At 36.0% G+C, this 25,347-nt stretch carries 21 protein-coding genes; 9 read left to right on the forward strand and 12 right to left on the reverse strand.

Features of this window, described 5'->3' with window-relative positions; all coding sequences use genetic code 11:
• Nucleotides 1–46: 46 nt before the first annotated feature.
• The 7 genes from ABMA70_RS06945 to ABMA70_RS06975 all read right to left on the reverse strand — a co-directional run bounded on the left by ABMA70_RS06945 (nt 47) and on the right by ABMA70_RS06975 (nt 13,774).
• Nucleotides 47–1,741 (reverse strand): hypothetical protein, encoded by a 1,695-nt coding sequence (locus ABMA70_RS06945; RefSeq protein ID WP_392990797.1) that lies wholly within the window; start codon nt 1,739–1,741, stop codon nt 47–49.
• Complete coding sequence (locus tag ABMA70_RS06950) at nt 1,725–3,149, reverse strand: Mur ligase family protein (protein WP_392990794.1); 1,425 nt, start codon at nt 3,147–3,149, stop codon at nt 1,725–1,727. The genes ABMA70_RS06945 and ABMA70_RS06950 overlap by 17 nt, the downstream gene beginning before the upstream one ends.
• Before the next feature lie 73 nt (nt 3,150–3,222).
• Nucleotides 3,223–7,068: a hypothetical protein gene (locus ABMA70_RS06955; protein ID WP_392990791.1), complete on the reverse strand. Its 3,846-nt coding sequence runs from the start codon at nt 7,066–7,068 to the stop codon at nt 3,223–3,225.
• Nucleotides 7,069–7,082: 14 nt separating this feature from the next.
• Nucleotides 7,083–8,765, reverse strand: coding sequence for a hypothetical protein (locus tag ABMA70_RS06960; protein WP_103218940.1), 1,683 nt, complete (start codon nt 8,763–8,765; stop codon nt 7,083–7,085).
• An 86-nt stretch (nt 8,766–8,851) separates the two neighbouring features.
• Nucleotides 8,852–9,739, reverse strand: coding sequence for a serine hydrolase (locus ABMA70_RS06965; RefSeq protein ID WP_103218939.1), 888 nt, complete (start codon nt 9,737–9,739; stop codon nt 8,852–8,854).
• Entirely contained in the window at nt 9,739–12,390 is a 2,652-nt protein-coding gene (gene ppdK, locus ABMA70_RS06970) for a pyruvate, phosphate dikinase (protein ID WP_392990789.1), read from the reverse strand. The genes ABMA70_RS06965 and ppdK overlap by 1 nt, the downstream gene beginning before the upstream one ends.
• A gap of 64 nt (nt 12,391–12,454) precedes the next feature.
• Entirely contained in the window at nt 12,455–13,774 is a 1,320-nt protein-coding gene (locus tag ABMA70_RS06975) for a glycine--tRNA ligase (protein WP_304466325.1), read from the reverse strand.
• Between the two features lie 315 nt (nt 13,775–14,089).
• Here ABMA70_RS06975 and ABMA70_RS06980 point away from each other — a divergent pair, with 315 nt between their 5' ends.
• The 6 genes from ABMA70_RS06980 (at nt 14,090) to ABMA70_RS07005 (ending at nt 19,069) form a co-directional block, all read left to right on the forward strand.
• Nucleotides 14,090–16,543, forward strand: coding sequence for a DUF3656 domain-containing protein (locus ABMA70_RS06980; RefSeq protein WP_392990785.1), 2,454 nt, complete (start codon nt 14,090–14,092; stop codon nt 16,541–16,543).
• Nucleotides 16,543–16,803: a GIY-YIG nuclease family protein gene (locus ABMA70_RS06985; protein ID WP_103218936.1), complete on the forward strand. Its 261-nt coding sequence runs from the start codon at nt 16,543–16,545 to the stop codon at nt 16,801–16,803. The genes ABMA70_RS06980 and ABMA70_RS06985 overlap by 1 nt, the downstream gene beginning before the upstream one ends.
• Nucleotides 16,804–16,867: 64 nt before the next feature.
• The gene (locus ABMA70_RS06990; RefSeq protein ID WP_392990783.1) at nt 16,868–17,389 is read left to right on the forward strand and encodes a redoxin family protein; all 522 of its coding nucleotides are present in this window, start codon (nt 16,868–16,870) and stop codon (nt 17,387–17,389) included.
• 2 nt (nt 17,390–17,391) lie between these two features.
• Nucleotides 17,392–17,769 carry a hypothetical protein gene (locus ABMA70_RS06995; RefSeq protein ID WP_392990781.1) on the forward strand — a complete coding sequence of 126 codons (378 nt, stop codon included), beginning with the start codon at nt 17,392–17,394 and terminating at the stop codon, nt 17,767–17,769.
• Entirely contained in the window at nt 17,769–18,200 is a 432-nt protein-coding gene (locus ABMA70_RS07000; RefSeq protein ID WP_392990779.1) for a FixH family protein, read from the forward strand. The genes ABMA70_RS06995 and ABMA70_RS07000 overlap by 1 nt, the downstream gene beginning before the upstream one ends.
• Complete coding sequence (locus tag ABMA70_RS07005; RefSeq protein ID WP_392990777.1) at nt 18,182–19,069, forward strand: hypothetical protein; 888 nt, start codon at nt 18,182–18,184, stop codon at nt 19,067–19,069. The genes ABMA70_RS07000 and ABMA70_RS07005 overlap by 19 nt, the downstream gene beginning before the upstream one ends.
• Here ABMA70_RS07005 and ABMA70_RS07010 read toward each other — a convergent pair.
• Nucleotides 19,064–19,861, reverse strand: coding sequence for a DNA repair protein RecO (locus ABMA70_RS07010; protein WP_103218931.1), 798 nt, complete (start codon nt 19,859–19,861; stop codon nt 19,064–19,066). The two genes, ABMA70_RS07005 and ABMA70_RS07010, sit on opposite strands and share 6 nt — an antisense overlap.
• Nucleotides 19,849–20,793 (reverse strand): DEAD/DEAH box helicase, encoded by a 945-nt coding sequence (locus ABMA70_RS07015; protein ID WP_393022158.1) that lies wholly within the window; start codon nt 20,791–20,793, stop codon nt 19,849–19,851. Before ABMA70_RS07015 ends, ABMA70_RS07010 begins: the two co-directional genes overlap by 13 nt.
• Before the next feature lie 79 nt (nt 20,794–20,872).
• Here ABMA70_RS07015 and ABMA70_RS07020 point away from each other — a divergent pair, with 79 nt between their 5' ends.
• Both ABMA70_RS07020 and ABMA70_RS07025 read left to right on the forward strand, forming a co-directional pair.
• Complete coding sequence (locus ABMA70_RS07020) at nt 20,873–21,577, forward strand: RsmE family RNA methyltransferase (RefSeq protein WP_392990773.1); 705 nt, start codon at nt 20,873–20,875, stop codon at nt 21,575–21,577.
• Nucleotide 21,578: 1 nt separating this feature from the next.
• Entirely contained in the window at nt 21,579–21,833 is a 255-nt protein-coding gene (locus ABMA70_RS07025; protein WP_021266260.1) for a NifU family protein, read from the forward strand.
• A gap of 40 nt (nt 21,834–21,873) precedes the next feature.
• On the opposite strand, the gene ABMA70_RS07030 is transcribed toward ABMA70_RS07025, so the two are convergent.
• The 3 genes from ABMA70_RS07030 to ABMA70_RS07040 form a co-directional block, all read right to left on the reverse strand.
• Entirely contained in the window at nt 21,874–22,056 is a 183-nt protein-coding gene (locus ABMA70_RS07030) for a hypothetical protein (RefSeq protein ID WP_103218928.1), read from the reverse strand.
• Between the two features lie 96 nt (nt 22,057–22,152).
• A complete protein-coding gene (locus tag ABMA70_RS07035; RefSeq protein ID WP_392990770.1) occupies nt 22,153–22,959 on the reverse strand; it encodes a nitrilase-related carbon-nitrogen hydrolase in 807 nt (268 codons plus the stop codon).
• A complete protein-coding gene (locus ABMA70_RS07040) occupies nt 22,959–24,272 on the reverse strand; it encodes a UDP-glucose/GDP-mannose dehydrogenase family protein (RefSeq protein WP_103218926.1) in 1,314 nt (437 codons plus the stop codon). The genes ABMA70_RS07035 and ABMA70_RS07040 overlap by 1 nt, the downstream gene beginning before the upstream one ends.
• A gap of 80 nt (nt 24,273–24,352) precedes the next feature.
• Here ABMA70_RS07040 and ABMA70_RS07045 point away from each other — a divergent pair, with 80 nt between their 5' ends.
• A complete protein-coding gene (locus ABMA70_RS07045; protein ID WP_392990769.1) occupies nt 24,353–25,345 on the forward strand; it encodes a lysylphosphatidylglycerol synthase transmembrane domain-containing protein in 993 nt (330 codons plus the stop codon).
• Nucleotides 25,346–25,347: the final 2 nt, after the last annotated feature.

Below are 25,347 nucleotides of genomic sequence, written 5' to 3' on the forward strand. Positions count from 1 at the left end.
CAACTAGTTTAAGGCACTATTTTCAATAGTTTATACTCAATAAAAATTAGTAATCATCGTTCTTTACGAAGTATTTGAAATAATGAGGATTACGATATTGGTAGAATTTACCAGTCCTCGCAGAATGTACATAAACATTATTTTTATAGCGATAAACATCATATGTTTGCTCGCCACTATCTTTAAATGAATACAAGAAGTTCAAGTTCTTACGATTCAGTAGAGTATTTAATCTTGTCGTATTATGAATTAAAGGCCCAGGCCTTTCTTCCATGCTTGAATATTCATCCCATAGTGATGACATATCCATTCTTCCCAGCATTGATGCTCTCGAAAAATAGCGAGTAGCTTTGAAATCTTTATCAGGGTTATGTAACTCATCTAAAATCATTTTCAAGTTCTTACGCATTAGTTTGCGAGCAGACTTTGATTGATCAGGACAAAAGATTCCTTTAGATGCAGGAATAAAAAAGTAAGTAAAAGAGAATTGTCCCCTTTTAAAAAGTACATTTAACCAAGGATACTTTTGTGTGTCCTTAACTCCAGCATCTAATAGTGACTGATAGAAAGGTTCGTCACTTTCAATAGTATTATAGCCAGGATTATCAACACGATTGATTACAACCTTAGCAACATCTCTTCTTTCACTTCCGTAACTATCGTCAAGGCGACCAACTTCATGAATGAGAATCGTCTCAAGTGCATATAGCTTGCGATAAATTTCTTTTTGTCTTTTCCAAAACTTATAAACTAATGCTTCTTTATCATAGATATACTTACTTAAAGCATAACGTGCTTGATTCTTATCTTCGAAAATTTTCTTTAAGATATCATCTTTCGTTTTACTCTTATTTAAAAGATCAACGTAGTAATCCTCTCGTTCAATGATTTTCTTTTGCCAATAATTTGTTCTAGCAAAAGTTTTCTTATAACCTTGTCTTAAAACACCATCAAGACGAGAAATTAAATCCGAAATATCATAACGGAGGTCTTCCGTTAAAAATGGCTTATCAAAACCAACAATACGTAAATAAACAGAATCAATTAGTGACCGTAAGCTTAGATCAGATCGACCTTTTTTAGGGTCAACACTTCCATCTTCTACGATCTTCCTTAACAAATAAGCAGAGTTTGACTTCTGCTTACCTTCTGCTGTCTCTATATCTTTAACTTTATCGTATTCACTTCTTAGGTGAAGATGATCAACGGGAAAGCTGAATGACTGTAGAAAGAAAAGACTATTTAAATATGCTTCAAGATCTGTTAGAAATTTTTTTATCTCGTTCTTTGATTCTAAAGCGACTAATGATTTAGTTTTTAAGTCTTTTATATAGCGATATTTATAATTGTGGCGCATGGCCTTTTCAAACTGATTTTGAATTTCACGATTCCGCGAAAGAACATTTCTAAACGAACGCATTTTTGAAAGACGTTTATTAACACCCTTTATCCACTCACGTTTCTTTTGCATTAATGGGAGATATTCTTTAATCGTAGCTTCATCAAGTTCACCATTTAGTTTGAACGGAATAAAAATACCATTACCTAAAAAGTTTTTATAAAGCTTTTGTGACTCATTATATATCTTCATTGAGCATGTCGCTTTATACTGGGCGCGATGAAGTTTCATATACTCATTAATAACTTGAGCATCACTAATTTCTTTTGCTTGAACAAACTGATTTGAAAAACTTGTAAAAGCGATTAAAAATGGAAGAGTTGTTTTAAAGTGCTTTAACAAACTCACTACTCCATAAACCGAGACAAGAACTATTGCTCATAACTAATTGAACACTTTGCCCATTACTATTTTCTTTAATTAAAGAAATTAAAGGCTCTAGCTCAGTGACAATATTTGTTCTAATTCCGCTTTTCTCTAAGTCTGATTGTAACTTATCAACATCTAAATCCCCCTGCCCTTTGGCCGTCGTCGGACGAGATGGTTTGATAATCGTTGCACTGGCAGCCTGTTTTAAAGAATCAGCAAAGCGCTCTTGAAACAGGTCACTTCGAGCTGTTGCTGAGCCTGGCTCTAAATAAGCATGTATCTTCTTACCTGGATATTTTAATGAAATAGCATGTAGTGTTTCCAAAACAGCTGTTGGATGGTGTGCAAAATCATCGATTATCGGAGACTCGTTATATATCCCCTTAACTTCTTGCCTTCTTTGAACCATTCTTAGATCTAGTATTCCTGCTTGAATTTCTTCAGGCTTTTTCCCAGCTTTTAAGGCAACGATAATTACAGAAGCTAAATTTAAAATATTATGATGACCCATTAGATTTGTTTTGAATTCGTGATCACCCAAAGAACATTTCATAGAAAATGTCGTTAAACCATTATCGACATTGATTATTTTCACATTATCACGATCATATTCTGACCAAGACTTATCCGTAACCTTAAGGTCGTTAATACTTTTCCATTCAGAGCATGCAATTACTTCGTCCACACTAGGAAGAATTGCTTTAAACTCATTTTTTATATCTTCAATTGATTCAAAAATATCTGCATGGTCGAACTCAAGAGATGTAATAATTAATTTATTAATATAGTAAGAGCGAAATTTTGAGAATTTTTCAAAGTATGCCGAATCGTACTCATCCGATTCAATAAAGAAGTAATCCCCTCTTCCAACTCTTGCAGGTGGACGCTCATCCATAACACCACCGATAAGGTAGCCCGGCTCCATCCCCAACTTTTCAAAAAGTTGAACACCGAAGTATGTAGTTGTCGTCTTACCATGCGTCCCCGAAATACCAACAACAGTTTTATCTTTTAAAACGAGTGCTCCAATAGCGGCCGGAAATGAACAAAAAGGAATTCCTGATTCTTCAATAAATTTTGCATCATCAGAGTTTCTTGCAACGACATTACCTACAACAATTAGATCAAAATCTTTAATTACTTCTTCAATATTATGTTCTTCAAATTTATAGACATCAATACCCGAGTTATCTAGATAGGTACTCATTGGTGGGTAAAACATACGATCCGCACCAGCTACTTCAAAGCCTGCTTCTTTTAGTAAACAAGCTGCTGCTCCCATTCCCGTCCCACAAATGCGGTAAAAGAATACTTTTTTAAATTTATTTGATTCTGTTAATGCAGAAAGTGCATTTATATCTTTATAATTTTCTAAATTCATAACTTACCCTTTATCCGTCAATTTTAACCGTTTTTCGGACAAAGGGTAAGGGTAAATATTTGTAATTAATCAATTACTGTTGAGATAGGAACATTTTAATTACATCCTTACATGTCTTAGTTGAGTTTGCAGATGTAATACCATCCGGGTTAATTTGATTCCACCACTCAAGCACCGCTTTAACTTTGAAATCTTCATTATCATCGGACTGTACCGCAATTCTTTCTAATTCAGTTGGTTTGAGTTGGCGTCCAATCTTTTCCTCAACAGCATCCTGAATTGCTTCAAGATCTCCAGCAGGTTCAATTGAAATAATCTCATCAGGAAAGACAATCAGTGGAATCATCTCTTCTAGCTCATTATAATTTGAAACAAGATTTAATAAGCTCCTATTATTAGACATCTTTAGTGCGGCTATATTTTGCCCTTTAAATTCACTAGCAAAACTATCTGCTACAGATAGGACTGAGCCTGATAAAAATGGAGAACCTAAAGGCTCAACACTATGCCCTTTAAATACTGCGGCCAACGATTGAAATTCAACTGGCATATATTGACCTGACTTTTTACTAATTTTTTTATCAAAGAAAGTTTTTAAAGAACGAAGCCTTCTCGTATAACTTCCCTGATTCTTAGTTAGCATTTTGGCCATAAGGAAGTGTCCACCATCATCTGATTCACGAACAAGATCATCTCCTAGGCCTCTAAAGCTCACAAAGAAGTCATCACTTGGATTTTCAATTTCTTTTAACCATCTTTGCCAAGCTGCAATCTCAGTTGGCTCCATTTGTTCCCATGGCATATAAGCTTCAATAAGTTCTGCCACTTTCTTACGATTACCTGAAGAAATATAATCATCTAACTTGAGATCTTGCGCCTCAAGTGCTTTATGAAGTTCTTTCCATTGTTTGGCCAAACCATTTCGAACAGTCTTTTCAGAACGCACTTTCTTCTTAAGGTTATTTACAATTTTAGACGCGTGTTCTTTTCTCGTATTTGCATATTGCTCAATTTTAGAAAGTGCTTCATCAGCATTTCCTTGGAAGTAGCCTCTCATCATATTAGTTAGCTTATCCATAGCATCTACTTCTGCACGTGCTAAAAACTCACGAGAACGCATTGATCCATGCTTTGCATTTAAAGCTGCTTCGGCCCAAAATACCGGATGTTTCAAGAAGTCGCCATTGCGTGTAATTTGCTCCACATGCATAGCCTCTTCTAAAAGAACCAGAGGATTCTTATATCCTTCCTCTGTAAAACGTACCTTTATTAGAAGCCCTTTTTCAGGATCAACATCTGGAACAATTTCAGCAAGCTTTCCATCTTCAAGTGTAGCATTCTTTTCAACTACAACTTCATATCTGTAGTTTTTAGCATTTCCTTGTAAGTTAGCTGACTTAATGTATTCATTAAAAATATAAACAGGATCTTTATCAAATTGTGCTTTAAATTTTGCATGTGTATCAAAATCAACTAAAAGATCTTTTGTTGATTGGTCTGGTTTAAAAAATGATAAGTGACAGAATTTATCATCAACACAAACATCTGAGTTATTAACAGTAGGTAGGAAATTAAATTTTAAATTACCATTATAAGTAACTTGTGCATCAAGACCGGCTTGCTTAAATGCGGACTGAGAATAAAGATTAACAAGGAAGTCACTGTCAAGACCTACGTATTTTGGAATTGTAACAAATTCCTCAGATGGAGGTCCTCTTATAAAATTGATTTCACAAAACTTAGAAACCTTACTAATTTCTTTTTCTAGGTCAGCAACAACTTCTTTATATTGCTCAACAATAGCATCTGTATCAGCATGAACATTGATAATAATCTTATCTGTTTTAGGATGCCACTTACCATCAACAAATTTCTTGTCGATAGAAATCTTTGGCATATGCCCAAACTCTTCAAGTTTTCTTAAAACATAGCTTGAAACTTCAGATGATTCAGTAATTCTCTTTGTAAAGTAATTATCACTAAAGTTATCAACTGAATCGACTACGGCCTGAATCTCTGCTTCAGAAACATTCTTATTATCTTTTAACATTGAAAAGACATAATACTTTAATGTATTTGCCTTATTCCCTAGTACTTTATCAATTGTACTTCTCAATATTCCAATGTGGTTATCAGCAGTATTTACTCCTTGAGGAATACCTACTTTGTCTCTATCAAGCATTGCATAGAGAAGTTTATTCAATGAATTTCTTCTTTTTGCACCAGTGGCTGATGCAAGTGTTTCACCTTCAGAATTTAAAACATCTGAAATTAGAAGATAAGCTTGGAGATCATCATCTTGACCATTAAGAATTTTTCTTAAGTGACTTACTTCAACTTCAACAAAATCTGAATGACTAGAACTCTCTGTTAACCACTCATTTGTTTCAATAAAAGGAGAATAAACATGATCAACAGTACCACCGACTTTAGCACCATCAATATCCATAATCGTTCCACGAAGTTTTTTACTTTCTCCGTCTAATCGAGTATGTGAAGGAATAACAAGATCACCAACACTATAGCCTTTATCAGGAAACGCTCCCGCAGTACCGATATATGTTATATTTTTATGTCCAGTATTCTTTAAGGCCTTAGCAAGTGGAGAGATCTCATCCCCCCAACTATTAGCAACAACACGCCAAACAACGTCTTCACCTTCAGAATTTTTAAAGACAAGATCAGACATTGAGATAACATAGTTATCATAATCATATTTCTTAAACTCAAAAGGTTCTATCCCCTTGGCCTTAATTGTCTTTTCTAATTTCGTATAAGCTGTTTCGACATCTTTTTTATTTTTGAAAATATCGTATTTCTTAATATCACCATCAGCCATTAACGCTTTAAAGGAGTCTTTCAATTTATCCGAAATATGTGAAAGCACCAAATCAGGCTCGTCTTCGTAAAGATTTTTAAGTGCACGTACTTTCCATAACGTTTCAAACGTCCTCTCAATAGCACCCTTTTGACCAATGATGACTCTTTCAGATTTTGGTAAATGTCTAAAAATACCTGATAACTCATCTTCCATCATTTTGTGAGTCTCATCCAGATCACCAAAGATTCTCACCTTATTAGTTACAGTGTGACCTCTTTTAGAAAGTCCAAATTGTAACATTAAGTGATTAAGGCGATCTTTCCCACCAATGGCCGTGATAGCGTAGCGATAAGTTGATTCTCCAGGATATTGAACAGCATAAATTTTATTATAATTATTAGCAAAAGGACGGATTTCCTTTAATATCTGACCACCATTTGCCTGAAGATTCTTTAAGAATTCTCTTGAGTTCTCAAGGTGAAATTCTACATCGCGATTACTTTCAACAGCTTCCCAAAATACAGCACGTGTTGTTCGATTAGAAATATAGTGATCCGCATCTAGAGTTAATTCACCATTTTTAATTCCTTGATCAGGAAGAGTGAATTCTGATCGCGGCTCTACTTTAGTAACAGCTGAATCATCTTTTGGTTTAATCTTAGAATCTAGAAGAGTAAAACCTTCATTAAGCTTATTCTTAAAGAAGTTATAACCCCATTCATAGCTTGTTTTTGTCCCAGAAGGCTTCTTACCTAATCGATCTTTTAGAATATCATAAATGATTGCATCATAATTTTTTGCATCAAATATTCTTGAATCGCTTGAATATTTATCGACGATATAATCAAGCTCAACTTTTTTAAGAACATCTAATGATTCCCCATCAATCTTCTTTCCAAAATTATTAACGTACTCGCCGATATAGTAATCAAGTTTATCAACTGCTAATAAAGTCTCTAGCCTCTCCATATCTGCAACAGATGCAGGAGCTCTCGTACTAAAATACGAATATTCAGAGCGATCGACCTGAGTATACTGTGTTAAAACAGTGAGAGTGAGTAGTAAGACGGAAAGTAAACCAAATGCTTTCTTATGCATGTATTCCTCTTTTATTATTGTAAGAAGCTCTTAATAGCGTATAAACAATTATTAATCTTAGGCATTTCATCAATCACTTTTACTTTCCCCTTACTTGAAGAAGAAAATTTATTTTTTAAGTTACTAAAGAAATTACTAATCTTCTTGGCAACTCCAACATTACCTTCTGCCGATCCTGTTAAGTTTGATTTCAACTTTGGAACTAGGTATGCCTTATCATATTCATTGAACTCACTTGAGCGAGACAGAATCTCGTCAGCAATACTAGGCCCTTGAGCATCTCCATAAATCCTAATCATCTCTTTTCTAAGACCGTCATGAAGTGAGTCTTTAATCGCCTCGCGATTTGTCTTCTCCATATAATCTTCATCAAAGAATCCAACCATTTCATCTGGGAAAGTAATTAGTGGAGCAAGGTATTCCATTTCAGACTTAAAACCAGACATTTGATTAAAAATCAGAAGCTCTGGATCGATTAGGAAAGCCCCCATAGCACCTTTTGCATCGGCCACAGTCTTATCATCTGCAATAGAAAAACCAAATGTATATCCAGTATCAAAGTTTGAAGTGAAAGAAAGGAATGGGCTTCCTTGCGCTTCAATTGAGTGCTGTTTAAGCATTGTCGTTAAACGAGCAGTTTCGACAAATTTAGAGTCTGCATTACTTGGGTTTGAAGCAATCTTCTTACCATACATCGTCTGTAAAGAACGAAGCCTACGGTTATAAGTCCCTTGATTTCTTGTAAGAATTGTCGACATTGAGCCAAGGTTTGCTTGCTTAACAGCATCCTCATATTCTAGCTCTTGACCATTTACGATTTGTGGAAAAAGTCGATCTCCATAAGTTCCACGATATACTAGAACCTTATCTTTGGCTTCAATAGGGTTTCGCATGCGCTTAAGAATATGATTCCAATACGAATCTTCAATAGGAGTCATTTGCTCCCAAGGAAGATATTTTTCAAGAAGATCTGCAACACCTTTTCGGTCATTACTTTGAATAAGTGCTTTAAGCTGATGATTTTCAGCAGCTTTATCCAGCGCGGCCATTGCATTTTTTCGCGCTGTCTCTTTCGCCTTCATTTCTTTTTTCACAACTTTAAAATCACTTTCAAGTTGAGAGATTCCTTCTTCGATCGTTTTACGATCTTCATCGTAAAGCGCTGAATCACCTAATGCCTTAATTTTTAATTCTTCTAAAGCGATCTTTGCACGAAGGTCTCCATTTTTAGCATTATGTGCAATTTCAAAGAATGAATAGATATTTACGATATTCTTTTTCTCATTAATTTCAGATAGAAAATTGAATAAAAGACTCTTTGAAGATTTAGTGATTGCTTCATTATTTGTTGAACGAATAACTTTTAAAACATGAACACCATTTTCTTCAATAGATGTATCAATTGCAAATGCTTGACCTTCAGGTAAATCCATAGAGTCTAGTGAAATTAAGACGGCCCTTGTTTCACTCGAATCATAAACTCTCTTTTGTAAGTTTACATTGTAATGTGCAACTAGTTCTTCTAAGTTACGGTCAAATAGGTCAGACACCTCTGTAACAGAATTTAAGTAAAGAGCAGGTTGATTACTAATCTCACCATCGACACTTGAGATCGATCGATCTTTTTGCTGACAAGACATTAGTAAGAATGAAAATACTAAAAATAATAATTGAATGCGCTTAAGGACGAGTCCCATTATTCATCTCCGATAAAATACTTGATATTTATCGGCAATTATTAAGAATTTCTTAATTGAAGCTATAAGAGGAACTGTAAATTCAGCTACTTAGAAAAGAAATTATTTGCGATTTCCTTCCTGATTTCACTTAATTTCTGGCGGTCATACCAATACTTAATGACTTCATTCGATAAGATCACCACTCCTTTTTGCGAGTGTGGCTCAATCCAAATTGAAGTACCTGTAAAACCAAGATGACCAAAAGTATCTTTATTGGAATAAATACCTGCAAGAGATGTTTCAGGATTTGTCACGCTATCCCAACCATTAATAAATCGATGATCACTTTCACGATTTGTTTTATTAATTAATTGATAATCATTATTTACTCTTAGAAGTGTTCGGCAAACGCCATCAATGGTTCCAAAGAGCCCAGCATGTGAAACTTTCTGCGCAATAACGAAAGCATTATCATCGTGAACTTCCCCATCAATGATATCTCGGTTTCGACGCCCCGTTGGCACACAGATCTCATCTTCGATATCAAGCCAATGCTTTATTTCTTCATCCCACATTGTTGAAACAAGTTCGTAAAGCCCTTGCTCCTTTTCGATTTCAAGTTGAAGTCTTAGAGCGCCAAAATCAGAATAAAGAGTTTCACTCTCTTTAATCTCATAAGAAAGAATTTGTTCTCTCCAAGTATCGACAGAGAGTCTACCCCAAGAATTCAAACCACCACGATGATTTAAAAGAAGCTTCATATCTTCAGAGAATAGCTCTGGTTTATTTAAATAAGCAAAACCAAGCGTAAGAGGCTTTGTCAGAGAGGCCAAATCAAAATAAACCTTTTGACCTTTTAAAAATGGATTTTCAAAAAAAGAAAATGTTTCATACGTACTTTTTTTGAAGTCAATATAAGCAAAAGCAAGGCAGTTAAAATTATAACTGCCAAACTCTGCTTTTATTTTGTTTGTTAATTCTGTAATCGACATTACTTGTTGCGAATCACGGCCTGTGCTGCTGCAAGACGAGCGATAGGAACTCGGTAAGGAGAACAAGAAACATAGTCTAATCCAATTCTATGACAGAAGTCGATTGATTGTGGCTCACCACCATGCTCTCCGCATATTCCAACGTGAATATCTTTATTGGCACTTCTACCTTGCTCTGTTGCAAACTTAACAAGATAACCAACACCTTCTTGATCAAGAGAAACAAATGGATCATTTGGAAGAACTGATTTTGAAATATATTCAGTTAAGAAACGTCCAGCATCATCACGAGAAAGTCCAAAAGTTGTTTGTGTTAAGTCATTTGTACCAAACGAAAAGAAGTCTGCATGATTTGCAATCTCAGCAGCAGTAATAGCAGCACGAGGAAGCTCAATCATTGTTCCAAGTTTGTATTTGAACTCTTTATCACCTTTTGTCTTATTAATTGTTTCAACAAGAATTTCTCTTAAGATTGATAGTTCTTTTGCTGTTGCAACAAGAGGAATCATAATCTCAGGTCTAACATCAACACCTTCAGCAATAGACTCAAGAGCTGCTTGAGTGATAGCAGTTACCTGCATTGTATAGATTTCTGGATATGTAATTCCTAAACGACAACCACGGTGTCCAAGCATTGGGTTGAACTCGTGAAGTCTTTCACAGCCATCTTCAATTGTTTTAACTTCAACATCAATATACTCAGCAAGTTCTTTTTTCTCTTCATCTGAGTGAGGTAAGAACTCGTGTAGAGGTGGATCAAGAAGTCTGATATTAACAGGCATACCATCAAGGGCCTTGAATATTCCTTTGAAGTCTTCTTTCTGATAAGGAAGAAGTTTTGCAAGTGCTCTTTCTCTTTGAATTGTTGAATCAGCGAAAATCATCTCACGAACTGCAAGGATTCTCTCAGGCTCAAAGAACATATGTTCCGTACGACAAAGTCCAATCCCTTCTGCACCAAATTTAACGGCCGTTTCACTGTCTTCTGGGTTATCAGCATTAGTACGAACTCTAAGTGTTCTAATCTCATCTGCCCAAGTCATAAACTCAGCGAAATCTGCATTGATTTCAGCATCAAGTGTTGGAACCTCACCTTCAATAACTTCACCTGTTCCACCATCAAGTGTGATGAAGTCACCTTCAACATATTTCTTATCGCCAATCATCATCGTGCGATTCTTACTATCAACGAGAATGTCAGAACATCCAGCAACACAAGGCTTCCCCATACCACGAGCAACTACGGCCGCATGTGAAGTCATCCCACCACGAGCAGTTAAGATCGCCTGAGCGGCTGCCATTCCAGCAATATCTTCAGGAGAAGTTTCTTGGCGAACAAGAATAACCTTCACACCATTTTCGTGCATACTAGTGGCATCGTCTGAGTGAAATACAATCTTACCTGCACCAGCTCCTGGAGAAGCAGGAAGACCTTTTGCAATAATATTCTTTGTTGCATCTGGATCAAGTCTCGGGTGAAGAAGTTGGTTAAGTGCTTCAGGATCGATTTGCATAATCGCTTCTTCCTTCGTCACAATTCCTTCTTTCTCAAGATCAACAGCAATCTTTAATGCAGCTGCTGCAGTTCTTTTTCCATTACGAGTTTGAAGAAGATATAGTTTATCTGCTTCAATCGTAAACTCGATATCCTGCATATCTTTGTAATGCTTTTCTAGTTGCTGATAAAGTTCAGTTAATTCAGCAAACGCCTTAGGCATATATTCTTCAAGTGTTTTTTCATTTCTATTTGAATCATTCTTTGAACACTCGTTAATTGGAGCAGGAGTTCTAATTCCCGCAACAACATCTTCCCCTTGAGCATTTACAAGGTATTCACCAAAGAACTTCTTATCCCCAGTAGAAGGATCACGAGTGAAGCAAACACCTGTTGCACAATCATCACCCATATTTCCAAAAACCATGGCCTGTACGTTTACAGCAGTTCCCCAGTCTCCTGGAATATTATTAAGCTGACGGTACTTGATAGCTCTTGGGTTATTCCATGAACCAAATACTGCTTCAATTGCTAGCCATAGTTGTTCCATTGGATCAGTAGGAAAAGCCTTTCCTGTTTCTTGTGCAATAATTTGCTTATAGACTTTTACTAAATTTTTAAAATCTTTTGCATCTAACTTTGTATCAGAATCAACGCCCTTTGCTTCTTTTAAATCTTCAAGAGTAGATTCTAAGAGTGAATGGCTCATTCCCATAACAACGTTTGCATACATTTGAATGAATCTTCTATATGAGTCCCAAGCAAATCTCTCGTTACCAGACTTCTTGGCAAGGGCCTCAACAGTTTCGTCATTAAGTCCTAAGTTTAGAACCGTATCCATCATTCCTGGCATCGAAACTCTTGCTCCAGAGCGAACAGAAAATAGTAAAGGATTGTCTCCACCACCGAAAGTTTTCTCTGTTGAAAGCTCAACAAGCTTTAGAGACTCAATAACTTGGGCCTTAATTTCTTCATTTATTTTATTGGCTTTTTGATAATCGATACAGGCTTCAGTTGTAACTGTAAAACCTGGAGGGACTGGTAATCCAAGAGCAGACATTTCAGCCAGGTTGGCACCTTTACCACCTAGAAGATTTTTCATGCTTCTATTACCTTCAGTTTTTTCCTTTGAAAACGAGTAAACCCATTTACTCATAACTGCGCTCCTTGCTTAGTATAGAAAAAAGGCCACGAACTTGTGGCCCTTCAAAAAATTTATTTTAAATGTAGATTCTATCTCTTAAATAATTCTTAACTTGATCTAGTGCGATTCGCTCTTGATTCATTGAATCGCGATCACGAATCGTAACAGCGTTATCATCTAAAGAGTCAAAGTCAAAAGTGATACAGAATGGAGTACCAATTTCATCTTGACGACGGTAGCGCTTACCAATTGAACCTGCTACATCATATTCAGCTGCAAACTCTTGTTGGAGTTCATTAAATAATTTTGTTGCTGGCTCATCTAATTTCTTCGTTAGTGGAAGAACAGCAACTTTAACAGGAGCAAGAGAAGGGTGGAATTTCATTACAACTCTTTCATTCTCTTTATCACCTTCATTTTCAATTCTGAAAGCATCACATAGAATCGCTAGTAGTGAACGATCACAACCAACAGATGTTTCAAGAACGTAAGGAAGAAATTTCTTATTTCCATCAAGTAGATCTGTGTACTTTAAGTTCTTTCCTGAAAACTCTTCGTGTTGGCGAAGGTCAAAGTCTGTTCTTGAGTGGATACCTTCCATCTCATCCCAACCATGTGGGAATTTATATTCAATATCTTCTGCAGCATCCGCGTAGTGAGCAAGCTCATCACCTAAGTGTGGATGCCATCTTAAGTTTTCTGGACGCAGACCATTTGATAAGTGCCAATTCCAACGAATTTCTTTCCACTGCTCCATTGCCTCAGCTTGAGTTCCTGGCTTAATGAAATATTGCATCTCCATTTGTTCAAACTCACGAGTTCTAAAAATGAAGTTACCTGGAGTAATTTCGTTTCTGAAAGCTTTACCAATTTGAGCAATACCAAATGGAAGCTTCTTTCTCATTGTTGATTGAACATTTAGAAAGTTTACGAAAATCCCCTGAGCCGTTTCAGGTCTTAGGTATACTTTTGAAGATGAATCTTCAACTGGCCCCATTTGTGTATTAAACATTAGGTTAAAATCACGTGGCTCAGTGAACTCACCAACAGCACCACAGTTTTGACAAGGAGCTGATGTATCAATTTTATCTTCGCGGAAACGAGACTTACATGCTTTACAGTCAACCATTGGATCGTTGAAACCATCAACGTGACCAGAAGCTTTCCAAACCATTGGGTGCATGAAAATTGAAGCATCAACACCAACGATATCTGAACGTAAAGTCATGGCCTTCCACCACTTATTCTTTAAGTTTCTTTTTAACTCAATTCCGTATGGGCCGTAATCCCAACAAGAAGATAGACCGCCATAAATTTCCGAACTTTGGAAAATAAATCCACGGCGTTTAGCTAGACTAACAATTTGCTGCATGTCCTTAATATTACTTTCTGACACAATGCCCCCTACTATGGTAAATAATTGCACAAAGTATACCCACTCATTCACCAATCGGCTAATTATTTTCCCATTAAGGTAAACGCCACCTTTTTGTAATATTACTAACTTATGCGTCATTTTTTGTTCAAAAACCGTGATTTTTCAGTCAAATATAAGCAAAAGCTAATAACAGTTCATGCAAGTAATTAGCGATAATTATAATCCAATGATCTAGCTCCAAAATTCAGATAAATATGGCGATTATCTATATATAAATTACTGAAATCACGATTTGATATCGCATACTTTTTGCGCTCGTGCTAAAAGCAGGTCATGAAAAAATCAGAAATTCTCGCCCCAGTGGGCAATATGCAAATGTGCTTAGCAGCAATTCACGGTGGTGCGGACGCCATCTATGTAGGAATGCCTGGCTTCAATGCCCGTGGAAGAACTCACGACCACTCAGTTGATGAACTAAAAGAGATGATCGACATGTGCCACCTCTATGGAGTTAAGGTTCACGTGGCGTTTAATATTTTAATATTTGAAGAAGAGATAGCAGATGCTATCGAAAGATTAAATGAAGTGGTGGCATTAGGTCCCGATGCTCTAATCATTCAAGATATTGGCCTTGCAAATCTTGTTCGCCAAATTTATCCAGATCAAGTAATACACGGCTCAACTCAAATGACTGTGACAAACCATGATCACATCACTTTCTTAGAAGATCTTGATATCAAACGCTTCGTACTAGGGCGCGAAAACTCAATTCCTGAAATAAAAGAAATTCGAGCAAATACTGAGCGAGAGCTTGAAGTCTTCACTCACGGGGCGCTGTGTGTTGCCTACTCTGGCCAGTGCTTTACTTCAGAAAGTATCGGCGGACGTTCGGCCAACCGTGGTCAATGTGCACAGAGCTGTCGCTTCTCTTATGAAATGTTTGTGGATGGTAAAAAAGAAGACCTCACGAAACATGGCCGTAAAATGAGCTATCTTGTGTCTCCTCAAGATCTTTGTGGAATTGAAGAAGTTAACGAACTTCAAGACATGGGCATTGACTCTTTTAAAATTGAAGGCCGTCTTAAAGGTCCTGCATATGTGTCGACAGCAGCAGGTGCTTTTAAAGCAAAACTTGAAGGGAAAGAAGTAAGTCAAAAAGAAATAGATAATATGGCACTTACTTATTCACGTGGCCTGTTTTCTGGTTGGCTTCATGGTGTTGACCATCAACAACTAGTAAAAGGTAACTACGGAGCTCACCGAGGAATTGAACTTGGTAAGATCAAGAGAGTTGATCCTCCATATTTAGAAATCGACACTGATCGCGAATTAGAAAATGGAATGGGCGTTGCAATTTGTGATGACAATAAAGGTATTGAAATTGGCTCATCTATTTTTAGTGTAAAAAGAAAAGGAAAACGAGTTAGCCTTTCTCTTGCTCATGATTTTAAATGGAAGCAAGTTCGCCCAGGTATGGATATCTACCTAAACTCTGACCCAAAGGTTGCAAAAGAGAGCGAGTCTCTAATTAGCGATATTAATAAGCAAAAGCGTATACCTGTTGAAGTAACACTGTTAGCAAATGCAGGAGAAAATCTTACTTATATTATTACAGATGGCCAATACAAAGTTATTAGACAAAGTGATGACTTAGTAGAAGAAGCGAGAAAACCAGCTGATCTTGAGAAAGTTGAAAAAGATGCTTGTGCACTTTCGCGTACTATTTATTCTGTTTCAAAATTCGATTTAAAAACAAATGGTAAGTCTCCTTTCATTCACTCAAAGGCACTTAAGAAATTAAGACAAGAAGCTATTGAAGAATTGAATAGTCAAAGAGTTAGTGTCAAAGCACCAAAATCGCAATCATTTAAACTATCTAAAAAAGAAGTTTCAGAAAACGAGATCACACTAAACTTTCTTCTTAGAGATTTTGATCAGGTTAAGCAAGCATACGAAGTATTGAAAAACTGTGATTTTGAAAGACTTCTAATTACTTTAGATTTTGAATTTGGAAAAGACTATAAGCCCTCATTAGAGCTTCTTAAACAACTACCAAACTGCCAAGTTGGTGTTGCGACTAATAGAATTTTAAAACCTAAAGAATACCATCATTTAAATGTTCTGACTCGATTGGATCCGGATTTTATCCTTTGTCGAAATCTAGGGTCGTATCAATATTTAAGATCAAAGACAGATGTTCAATTGAAAGGAGATTTCTCTCTTAACGTTGCAAACTCTCAAACAGCAAATTATTTACTTGATAAAGGCTTTGAAACATTAACTTCATCATATGACTTAAATGCAAAACAACTAGAAAATCTTCTTGCCAATACTGATGCTGGAAAGATTGAAGTTAATATTCATCAGTATATGCCAAGCTTTCATATGGAACACTGTGTGTATGCAGCATTCTTATCAGAAGGTTCATCGTTTAAGGACTGTGGGAAGCCTTGTGAAAAACATCATGTAGAACTTAAAGATCAATTTGGAAATATGCACTTTATTAAAGCCGATCAAGAGTGTCGAAATACAATGTTCAATGCTATTGCACAAAGCTCAACTGACTTAATTGATGAGCTAATTGCAAAGGGTGTCTCACAGTTTAGAATTGAACTTTTAAATGAGCACGATGACAAACTTAAGAGTAAACTTGAAGGTTATCTAAACTTCTTCAATGGAAAGATTTCAACGAATGAGTTAAAATCGATGCTAGGCACTCAGGAAAAGTACGGAATTGGTACAGGGATGCTAATGAAAGAAGATACTTATCAAGCGAGAAAGAATTAATGGCAAAAGCCAACAAGTGGTTTGTCTATATTATAGAAACTCAAAATGGAAAGCTCTACACAGGTATTACAACTGATGTAGAGCGCCGATTTGAAGAACACAAAAATGATCCGAAAGGAGCAAAATTCACTAAAGCAAACCCTCCTAAAAAAATTCGTTTCACAGAAGAGCACCCTGACCGCTCAAGTGCGAGTAAACGAGAAGCCCAAATAAAAAAATTAACACGTCCCCAAAAACTGACATTAATCAAGAAATCGTAAATATTAATACCTACTAGGGTATTGAATTCTTGTACTTCAATTAGACATTTTATAAATATCACATATGAAATTACTAATTGCATTTATCTTCTCAAGTATAACTCTTGGGGCATTCACAGAAGTTCGCTACGATTTATCAACACATAAAGAGAAACAAATTTCTCGAACTAAAAATAAGAAAGTTCTTATTTTTCTTTCACCAAGCTGTCCTTGCTCCCAAAAACAATTTGATTACATAAACTCTCTTGCAAATAAGTTCAATAATATTGAATTTATTGGTTTTAGTTCTAACAAGCATATAAGCAAAAAAAAGGCCCTTGAATACTTTGATCAATTCAAAATTAACTTTCCAATCTTTATCGATCAGGATCTTAAGTTTGCAAATAAGATGAATGCATTAAAAACCCCACATATTTTCTTATTAAATGAGAGAGAAGAAGTTATCTATCAAGGAGCTGTGACAAATAAGAGAAGCCCTGAATTATCGACAAAATTTTATTTGAATGATGTGCTAACTGCACTCAAAAATAATAAAGAGCTACCATATAAAGAATCAAAAGCACTTGGTTGCTATATCGCGAGGTAAATATGATTAAGACACTAATTACACTACTTATGACAGCTTCAATTGTTGCATGTCCTTACCAAATAGAATCTCAAAACTTATGTGTTGAACTTGAATGGACTAACGGTCCTTTTGATGGAAAACCATCTACATTTGAAGCCGTTGTCTTTGATAAAGATTCACTAGAGAGAGTGACACCGAAAGATTTAAAAGTATATGTATGGATGATGATGGCCAATGGGCATCAACATGGTGGGCCTGCAATCACTTGGTCATTTAATGAAGAGTCAATAATCAATGGAAATGCTAAGTTCTTCATGGGACATATGAAAGGTTACTGGCAAGTTCGCTTTGAATTAGACGGCGACATTACAGCTATTGATGTGGAGTTTAAGAAGTAATGAAACTATTGTCACTTACACTTCTATTCTTACTATTTACAAGTTGTGGAGATTCTCCCTTTTCTGGTGGTCTTAAAGAGTTAGTTAGTGGAGTTGATAATATTTCTAACGAAATACGTTTTGATACGGAGGCCTTAACTATTTTGAGAAAGTGGGATAAAGGGCCAATAGTTTACGATAGTTCAACACTTACAATTACATTTAAAGACTCAGCAAATAACTTGAAAGATCCTGCAGGTGAATTCTCTGCCTACATCTGGATGCCAGATATGGGACATGGCTCATACCCAATTACTGTAACTAGAATAGCTACTGGAGTTTATCAACTTACTGATATCTATTTCACAATGGGTGGTCTCTGGGATTTTCACTTACAATTAAAAGATAACGGAAATTTATACGACTCTATATCATGGCCTCTTACACTTTAATTCTATTTACAATTTTCTTTACTATTAGCACTTATGCGTCTTCATGCTGTGGCGGCGGAGCAAATATACCTAATATTATTCTTGGCGATCACCAATGGGAGGCAAAAATCAATTATGCCAACTCAGCAGTAACAAGTGAAGCCGGAGTAGATGGTAAGATTCATAATATTAATTCTAAAAATGAAGTAACAGAAACAATCGCCTTAAAAGGCAGTTATCTAATTGATAGCTACTTTCAATTTGCCTTTGATATACCAATCAAAAAAAGAACAGTTGAGTCTCCAACCCAAAGGACGAGTACCACAGAGATAGTCGATCCAAGCTTTCAATTTACTTGGGAGTTCTTACCGGAGTTAACTTATAATCTCATTAAGCCTCGTGGTTTTATATTCTTTAAACAGTTAATTCCAAATGGTAATTCAATATACAGCTATAACGATCCTCTATTGTCAGACTCCCTAAGCCGTGGTGTTTTTGAATCAACTCTAGGTTTTGCATTTTTTAAGGTAGTATACGAATACGATTATTCATTAACACTAGAAGGTCACTACGGTTTTAAAAGAACGATAGACAATAAAGAAGTAGAGCCAGGTTTTGGGTACTCTTCTTCCTTAGGATTTGGTTATAATCCAAATGCAACTATGCGCTTTGGAACTTCTTTAACTTATTGGCAAGACAGTGCCGTTAAGATAGATGGCATCGAAGGTGAAAACAAATACTTCCTTTCAACGAGTTTCAATTACTCATATATGTTTACAAGAAGCTCTATTGTCTTAAATTACTCAGATGAAACAATTTTAAATATTGCAAAGAATACAAATTTAGCTAAGGCCATTTCACTTACATATAAAGTTTTTGAAGATCTATAATAATAAGCTTAGTGACTTATAATGTTCACGCTGCACGTGTTGATGGTAGCAAATATAATTCACTAATTGATTAAGATCCGACTTTTGAATATGTGTACTAACTTTATAATCCGAATACTTACTTGCAGCTACGTTAAGCATTTCGTTTCGAAGGCTCTTTCCCTCTTGCCCATTTACCAATCGTTGCTCTTCGAGACTTAAATGTGAGAAGTGAATAAAGCCACCTTGTTCAATTGAGAGTGACACAAAGTCATTATCACCAATTTCAACGCCAGAGACGGCGCATGTTTCAGTACGAGGAAAAATCCCCAATTCGACCATCGCCTTTACTAGAAAAATAAAAAGTTCATGATTAGGATTAAAATCGCTAGCAGTAACTCGACTTTCCAAGCGAAAGATTGCATTTGAAAGAAGTCGAAAAATACCTTCATGACTTTTTTCACTTAAATCAAGATCGTCTTTGTGTGTAATCTGTGGAGCAAAAGACTGACAAAGTTCGCAGAAAAAACAAAGAAGGTAGAATGCCATTGGATTATGTGAGATATTTTTATGACACCATTTTTCAACATGATCCTTACTAGTCAGTATTTCGAAACTATTTTTAACTCGGCCAAAGCCAACTTTAAAAAGATAACCAACTTGCAAGATAGAAGATACTTTCCTCTTTCCTCCTCCCTGTCCACCATAGAACATCACAGAAATTTTATTTCCGTTTCTGAGGAGTAAATTTCCAATCAAGTGTTTGTCTTGATATGGAATTTTGTTAATAAGAATGCCTTCTAATTCAACCATAATAATAAATCCTGACTCATTATAAAGAGATAATCACATATCTTGTAGTGAATTCTTTCCCACCACTTCTTCCCCTTTTCAAGAGCTCCAATGTATTGAAATTCCTCTCCAAATCGTCCTCCGCGACCTATCATTTGAAAATTTGTCGATTCATTTGGTTTATAACTAATATAAATATTCTCTATTCCATGTAAATTAACCCCGTGACTTAAGGCGCTAGTTGCAATAATTAAATCAGAGGGTGCCTGATTTTCTCTGACAACAAAATCCTTAACCTCTCCCCCCACGCAATAATCACAAGAAACACCTAATCTTTGAAAGAACTTATTCCAAAAAAAGACTTCTTTTCGTGACGAGCAAAACAGAATTGTTCGTCCCCTCTCAAAGAACAACTGCTCAAAGATAAGCTTCAATAAAAGAAGTGGCCTAATTAACATCCTCTTCTTTTTATACATATTTTTCTTTTGAAAATTTCCGATATTTAGAAAACAAAAATGCCTAAAATTATTTTCAACATCTCTTTCAATCACTCGATAAAGTTCGTCAGTGATTGTCGCACTTAAACCAATCACCTTTGTATTTCCAGAGGAAGAGATTTGATAGAGAAAATCAAGCAAGCGTGGACGAAAAGACTCTCCCCATTCGTAAAAGAGATGAAATTCATCAAGCACAAACAAGGAGTTGGATTTTAAAGCAAACTCTAAATCATCCCGAGAAAGCGACTCCACTGTCGTTAAAAAGATTCCTTTGTCAGAAATATTATTCACAACACAGTCCCTCTCCTTCAAATCTTCCAGTATTGAACGCAGCGGAGAGACAATAATAATCCTTTCAAAGTCCTCTAATAATTGCCAAATAAGTCTTGTTTTCCCCCAGCCCATAGGGGCCATAAATAAAGTGAATGAATGCTCTCTATTGACGATCTGTGACAAAGTTGCTTTAAAATCCATACCCAAGAGGTGCAAGAAGTGGTAAAAGAGTTAAAGCTATAACTCATTAAAATTAAAGAACATGAATTCTGTCATAATTAGAAAAGAGCAAATTCACGATTCAAAAGCTGTTCTCACACAAGAACAGTCGAAGCATTTACTTGAAATTGTAAAAGTAAAAGTTGGCGACGAACTCAAAGGGACAATTCTTGAAGAAGGTCTAACGACTATTACTGTAAGTAATATTAGCGATGGAATTGTTGAAGTAGAAATTGGGCAAGTCAGAAAAGGGCTTCACTTTCCAATTGAGTTGATTATTGCAGCTTCAAGACCTCCTACAATGAAAAAAGTGTTTGAGCACTGTAGTGCTATGGGTGCAAGTCACTTTCATATTTTTAAGGCCATTTTAAGTGATAAGAGCTATCTCACTTCTAAAGTTTATGAGCGCTTTCAAGAACTATCAGAACTTGGCGTTAGTCAGTCTGCTGTTTTCTATAAAGCTCCAACTCTTAAGAAGACTTATCAATATGAGGATATAGAAGCGAAAGGTGTTCAACGATTTATTCTCTCACCTTATGCCACAACAAAGTTAAAAGATGTTAAAATAGATATTGAAAGACCATTACAATTGGCCATAGGCCCAGAGCGTGGATGGACCAACCAAGAAATAACTGAATTTAAAAATCTTGGTTTTGAAGAAATCAGCATAGGTCCTTCAATTATGAGAGTTGAAAATGCCTCAATCGCAATCCTTGGCCACTTAAACCAATTAATGGATAGGAAATAATATGCTTAGAAAAATTGAAAAACTTTTTGATGAACAAGTAAGACCAGCTCTTGCTGCTCACGGTGGTAATATCGAATTAATCGATTACGATAATGATAAACTTTATGTAAAGATGACTGGTGGTTGTCAGGGTTGTTCTGCTTCACAGGCAACGCTTACAGATGGTGTTGCAAGACTTGTTAAGCAAAACTTTCCAGACATAGTAGAAGTTGTGGATGTTACAGATCACTCAAAGGGTGATAATCCGTTTATGTAAAAAAATAGCTCCCAGTCGGGAGCTATCAGCTTATTAAAGTTTAAGCGACTTTAGTATGTTCTTCTAATTCGGACTCGCGCATTCCATAGTCTTCATTTGCATGAGAAATTGATCTTCTCACCCTATCCTCAGTCTCCCAGTAACTTAATCCTGAAAGGATAATACTTCCGCTGGTGGCAAATGCCATGACTGTAGTCACGAGTATAATCTCTAGTAATTCCATATTTGCCTCCTTAATCTAATCATATAGACTTATCGGCAGATAAATGTGGAATACCTCCAAATTTTACTCAATTTTCAATAAATTTAAATACTTAGATTAGAGAATGACCCTTGAACGGGCCTCAAGAATTTGCTCTTTTTTGAGTCTTACAATAGACACACCTTCTTCATTTTTTTGATCAGAAAGAATCTCGCCCCAAGGGTTAATAACAAGGGAGTGTCCGTAAGTGTGAATGCCAGGATTATTTTCACCACTCTGTGCACTGGCCACGACATAACACTGTCCTTCAATTGAACGAGTTCGTAATAGAGTATGCCAATGTGCCTTTCCAGTAGGAACAGTGAACGCTGAAGCAAAAGTAATCAGATCGACCTTATTATCGTAGTAATACTGAAGGAACTTTGGATATCGAAGATCAAAACAAATTGCGATACCAATTTTCCAGCCAAGAATATCAATAATTAAAGGATCATTTCCTGCTGTATAAATATCAGCTTCATTAACTTTCTTATGAATCTCATTTCCCTGTTCATCTACAGTTGTGATGTCACAAGAAAATAAATGGCACTTGTCGTAGCTACCAATAACACAACCTTTAGGATCCAAGTTAATGGCCTTATTATAAATAGCTGTATTACTTTTAAAAGCAACAGAGCCCCCAACAAGGAAGAGCCCAGAATCAATGGCCAATTGCCTGATGTTATCAAAGTGTTCATTGTCCCACTCCACAAGGTATGGACTTGGCATGCGGCCATTTGAGATTGAATAAAAACACTCAGGCAGGAAGGCCACTTGGGCCCCCGCTTCTTTTGCCTGAGATAAGTATTTTTTAATTTTTTTTAGATTCGATTGATAATCGAGAGATGAAGAAATTTGAATATTGGCGATAACCAATTCATTCATTAAATTTTCTTTCCGATCGCGTAGTAAGTGAATCCTTCCGCTAAAACTTTTTCTGTTTTAAATAAGTTTCTTGCATCAAAGATGATTTTACCATTTAAGCGCGAAGAGATTTCAGTAAAGTCGGGAGTAGAGAATTCTCTCCATTCAGTTACAGTAACCATAGCGTCACATCCACTTAAACAGTCATACTTATTAGCTACTTGCTCAATAGATGAGTGATACTTTTCATCCACAGCTTTCATGAAGTTTGGTCCACCTTCAGGATCGAAGAAACGAATCTTTGCACCAGCATCGATTAGATCCTTTGCCATATAAATTGCAGGAGACTCACGAACATCATCAGTATTTGCTTTAAATGCTACACCCCAAAATGCAAAAGTTTTTCCACTTAAGTCTTCACCAAAATGCTTTTTGATTTTTGTTGCCATGTAAAGTTTTTGCTCATCATTTACATCTTCAGTTGATTCAATGACTCTTAGAGTATGCCCATGTTCTTTAGCTGTATAAATTAAGGCCTTCACGTCTTTTGGAAAACATGATCCACCATAACCAGGGCCCGGATATAAGAAGTGTGGTCCAATTCTTCGATCACTTGAGATTCCTTGGCGAACCTCATTGATGTCTGCACCAAGAGTGTCACAAAGTCTTGCAATGTCATTAATGAAAGAAATCTTAGTCGCTAGAAAACAGTTTGCCGCATACTTTGTCATCTCTGCTGAAAGATTAGACATCATATAAATTGGGTTACCTTGTTTTACTAATGGCTCGTAAAGCTCTTCCATAGCTTGCGCTGCGTACGGGTCGTTGTGACCGATAACTACACGATCAGGTCTCATGAAGTCTTCAATTGCTGATCCTTCTTTTAAGAACTCTGGGTTATTTACGATATGAAATTTTTTGTCAGTATTTTTTGCAACAATCTCTTTTACTTTTTCACATGTTCCAATTGGAACTGTTGATTTAATAACAATGATTGCATCATCACTAATATTTTTTGCTACATCTTCAGCAGCTTGAAATAAATATGAAAGATTTGCACTTCCATCATCTCCAGAAGGAGTTCCAACCGCAAGAAAGATCGACTTAGAATCTTTTACTGATTCAAGACCTGTTGAGAAAGTTAGTCTCTCTGCTTTAATATTTCTTTCTAGTAGATCGTTAAGTCCTGGTTCAAAAATTGGTGATTCACCACGTCTCATCATTGCAACTTTATTTTCATCGATATCAACACAAGTAACCTTGTGACCGATTTCCGCAAAACAAGTTCCACTTACTAAACCTACATATCCTGTTCCAATAACTGTAATTTTCAAGCTTTTATCCTTTTTAAAAATTGGTACTAGATTAGCACCTTTTATGCTAAGTTTTAAGTCTAAATAAGGACTTCAACAGTATGCTCAAGGCGTCATTCCAGACAATTCTCAAAGTAGTTTTCGCAATTGCTATCCTGACATGGCTTGCAAAGTCAGACAAGCTTGACCTTGGGCTAATAAACAAAGTACTTGAAAATGGTCCATGGGCCCTGATCTCATTTACTCTGTTAGTGTGTGGTTCATTTATTGCAGCTTTTCGCTGGTCACTTCTCCTTAAAACAAAAAGTGAAAAGATTCATATAAAGAAAATTTATCCAATTAATTTGATTGGACAATTCTTTTCCACTTTTCTCCCTGGTGTTGTAACTGGTGACTTCTTAAAACTTCTCTATGTTAGAGATTGTGATCGAAATTTAAAAAGATCATTTCTTTTAAGTACTGCACTTATTGATCGAATCATTGGCCTTATTGGCCTTTTAATTGTCGGTGGCACCTCTTCGATTTACTTTTATTCGGAACTGATCGTTTTATCACCAAAGGTAAAACCTCTTATTTCATTCAATATTATGCTTCTACTTGGTGCACTTGGTTTTGTCTTAGTACTCTTTATGCCGGTAAGAATTAAAAGACATGTCATTGAATTAATAAAAATTCTACCAATTGTTGGAGATAAGATTGCAAATATTACTGAAACGTTTTGGAAAATTGGTGAAAGTCGAAGCGTGATATTAAAATCAATTGGCCTCTCAGTGATAGTCCACATCTTTGCAATTAGCGCTTTCTGGAGCTTAGTTCATTCTTTCCTAGATACAAATATTGGAATTAAACAACTTTTCAGTATTATCCCTATTGGGCTGATTTCAATAGCTATTCCAATATCTCCTGCAGGAGCAGGTGTTGGCCACCTTGTTTTTGAAGAGCTCTTTAAGGCACTGGGACAAGATAAAGGTGCTTCATTTTTCAATCTCTACTTCTTAGTAGCAATTTCAGTGAATCTTCTAGGTGTCATTCCATACGTTCTTTGGAAAAAGAAGCACACCTTCAAAGAAGCTGAAGCACTTGAAGAAAATTAAGT

This window comes from Halobacteriovorax sp. XZX-3 (assembly GCF_043196495.1).
Classification (GTDB): domain Bacteria; phylum Bdellovibrionota; class Bacteriovoracia; order Bacteriovoracales; family Bacteriovoracaceae; genus Halobacteriovorax_A.

What these genes read in the sequence shown, in the direction of transcription:
- ABMA70_RS06950 (WP_392990794.1), bottom strand. Translation starts at nt 3,149, where the DNA reads ATGAATTTAGAAAATTATAAAGATATAAATGCACTTTCTGCATTAACA.
- ABMA70_RS06955 (WP_392990791.1), bottom strand. Translation starts at nt 7,068, where the DNA reads ATGCATAAGAAAGCATTTGGTTTACTTTCCGTCTTACTACTCACTCTC.
- ABMA70_RS06960 (WP_103218940.1), bottom strand. Translation starts at nt 8,765, where the DNA reads ATGGGACTCGTCCTTAAGCGCATTCAATTATTATTTTTAGTATTTTCA.
- ABMA70_RS06965 (WP_103218939.1), bottom strand. Translation starts at nt 9,739, where the DNA reads ATGTCGATTACAGAATTAACAAACAAAATAAAAGCAGAGTTTGGCAGT.
- ppdK (WP_392990789.1), bottom strand. Translation starts at nt 12,390, where the DNA reads ATGAGTAAATGGGTTTACTCGTTTTCAAAGGAAAAAACTGAAGGTAAT.
- ABMA70_RS06980 (WP_392990785.1), top strand. Translation starts at nt 14,090, where the DNA reads ATGAAAAAATCAGAAATTCTCGCCCCAGTGGGCAATATGCAAATGTGC.
- ABMA70_RS06985 (WP_103218936.1), top strand. Translation starts at nt 16,543, where the DNA reads ATGGCAAAAGCCAACAAGTGGTTTGTCTATATTATAGAAACTCAAAAT.
- ABMA70_RS06990 (WP_392990783.1), top strand. Translation starts at nt 16,868, where the DNA reads ATGAAATTACTAATTGCATTTATCTTCTCAAGTATAACTCTTGGGGCA.
- ABMA70_RS06995 (WP_392990781.1), top strand. Translation starts at nt 17,392, where the DNA reads ATGATTAAGACACTAATTACACTACTTATGACAGCTTCAATTGTTGCA.
- ABMA70_RS07000 (WP_392990779.1), top strand. Translation starts at nt 17,769, where the DNA reads ATGAAACTATTGTCACTTACACTTCTATTCTTACTATTTACAAGTTGT.
- ABMA70_RS07005 (WP_392990777.1), top strand. Translation starts at nt 18,182, where the DNA reads ATGGCCTCTTACACTTTAATTCTATTTACAATTTTCTTTACTATTAGC.
- ABMA70_RS07010 (WP_103218931.1), bottom strand. Translation starts at nt 19,861, where the DNA reads ATGGTTGAATTAGAAGGCATTCTTATTAACAAAATTCCATATCAAGAC.
- ABMA70_RS07020 (WP_392990773.1), top strand. Translation starts at nt 20,873, where the DNA reads ATGAATTCTGTCATAATTAGAAAAGAGCAAATTCACGATTCAAAAGCT.
- ABMA70_RS07025 (WP_021266260.1), top strand. Translation starts at nt 21,579, where the DNA reads ATGCTTAGAAAAATTGAAAAACTTTTTGATGAACAAGTAAGACCAGCT.
- ABMA70_RS07030 (WP_103218928.1), bottom strand. Translation starts at nt 22,056, where the DNA reads ATGGAATTACTAGAGATTATACTCGTGACTACAGTCATGGCATTTGCC.
- ABMA70_RS07035 (WP_392990770.1), bottom strand. Translation starts at nt 22,959, where the DNA reads ATGAATGAATTGGTTATCGCCAATATTCAAATTTCTTCATCTCTCGAT.
- ABMA70_RS07045 (WP_392990769.1), top strand. Translation starts at nt 24,353, where the DNA reads ATGCTCAAGGCGTCATTCCAGACAATTCTCAAAGTAGTTTTCGCAATT.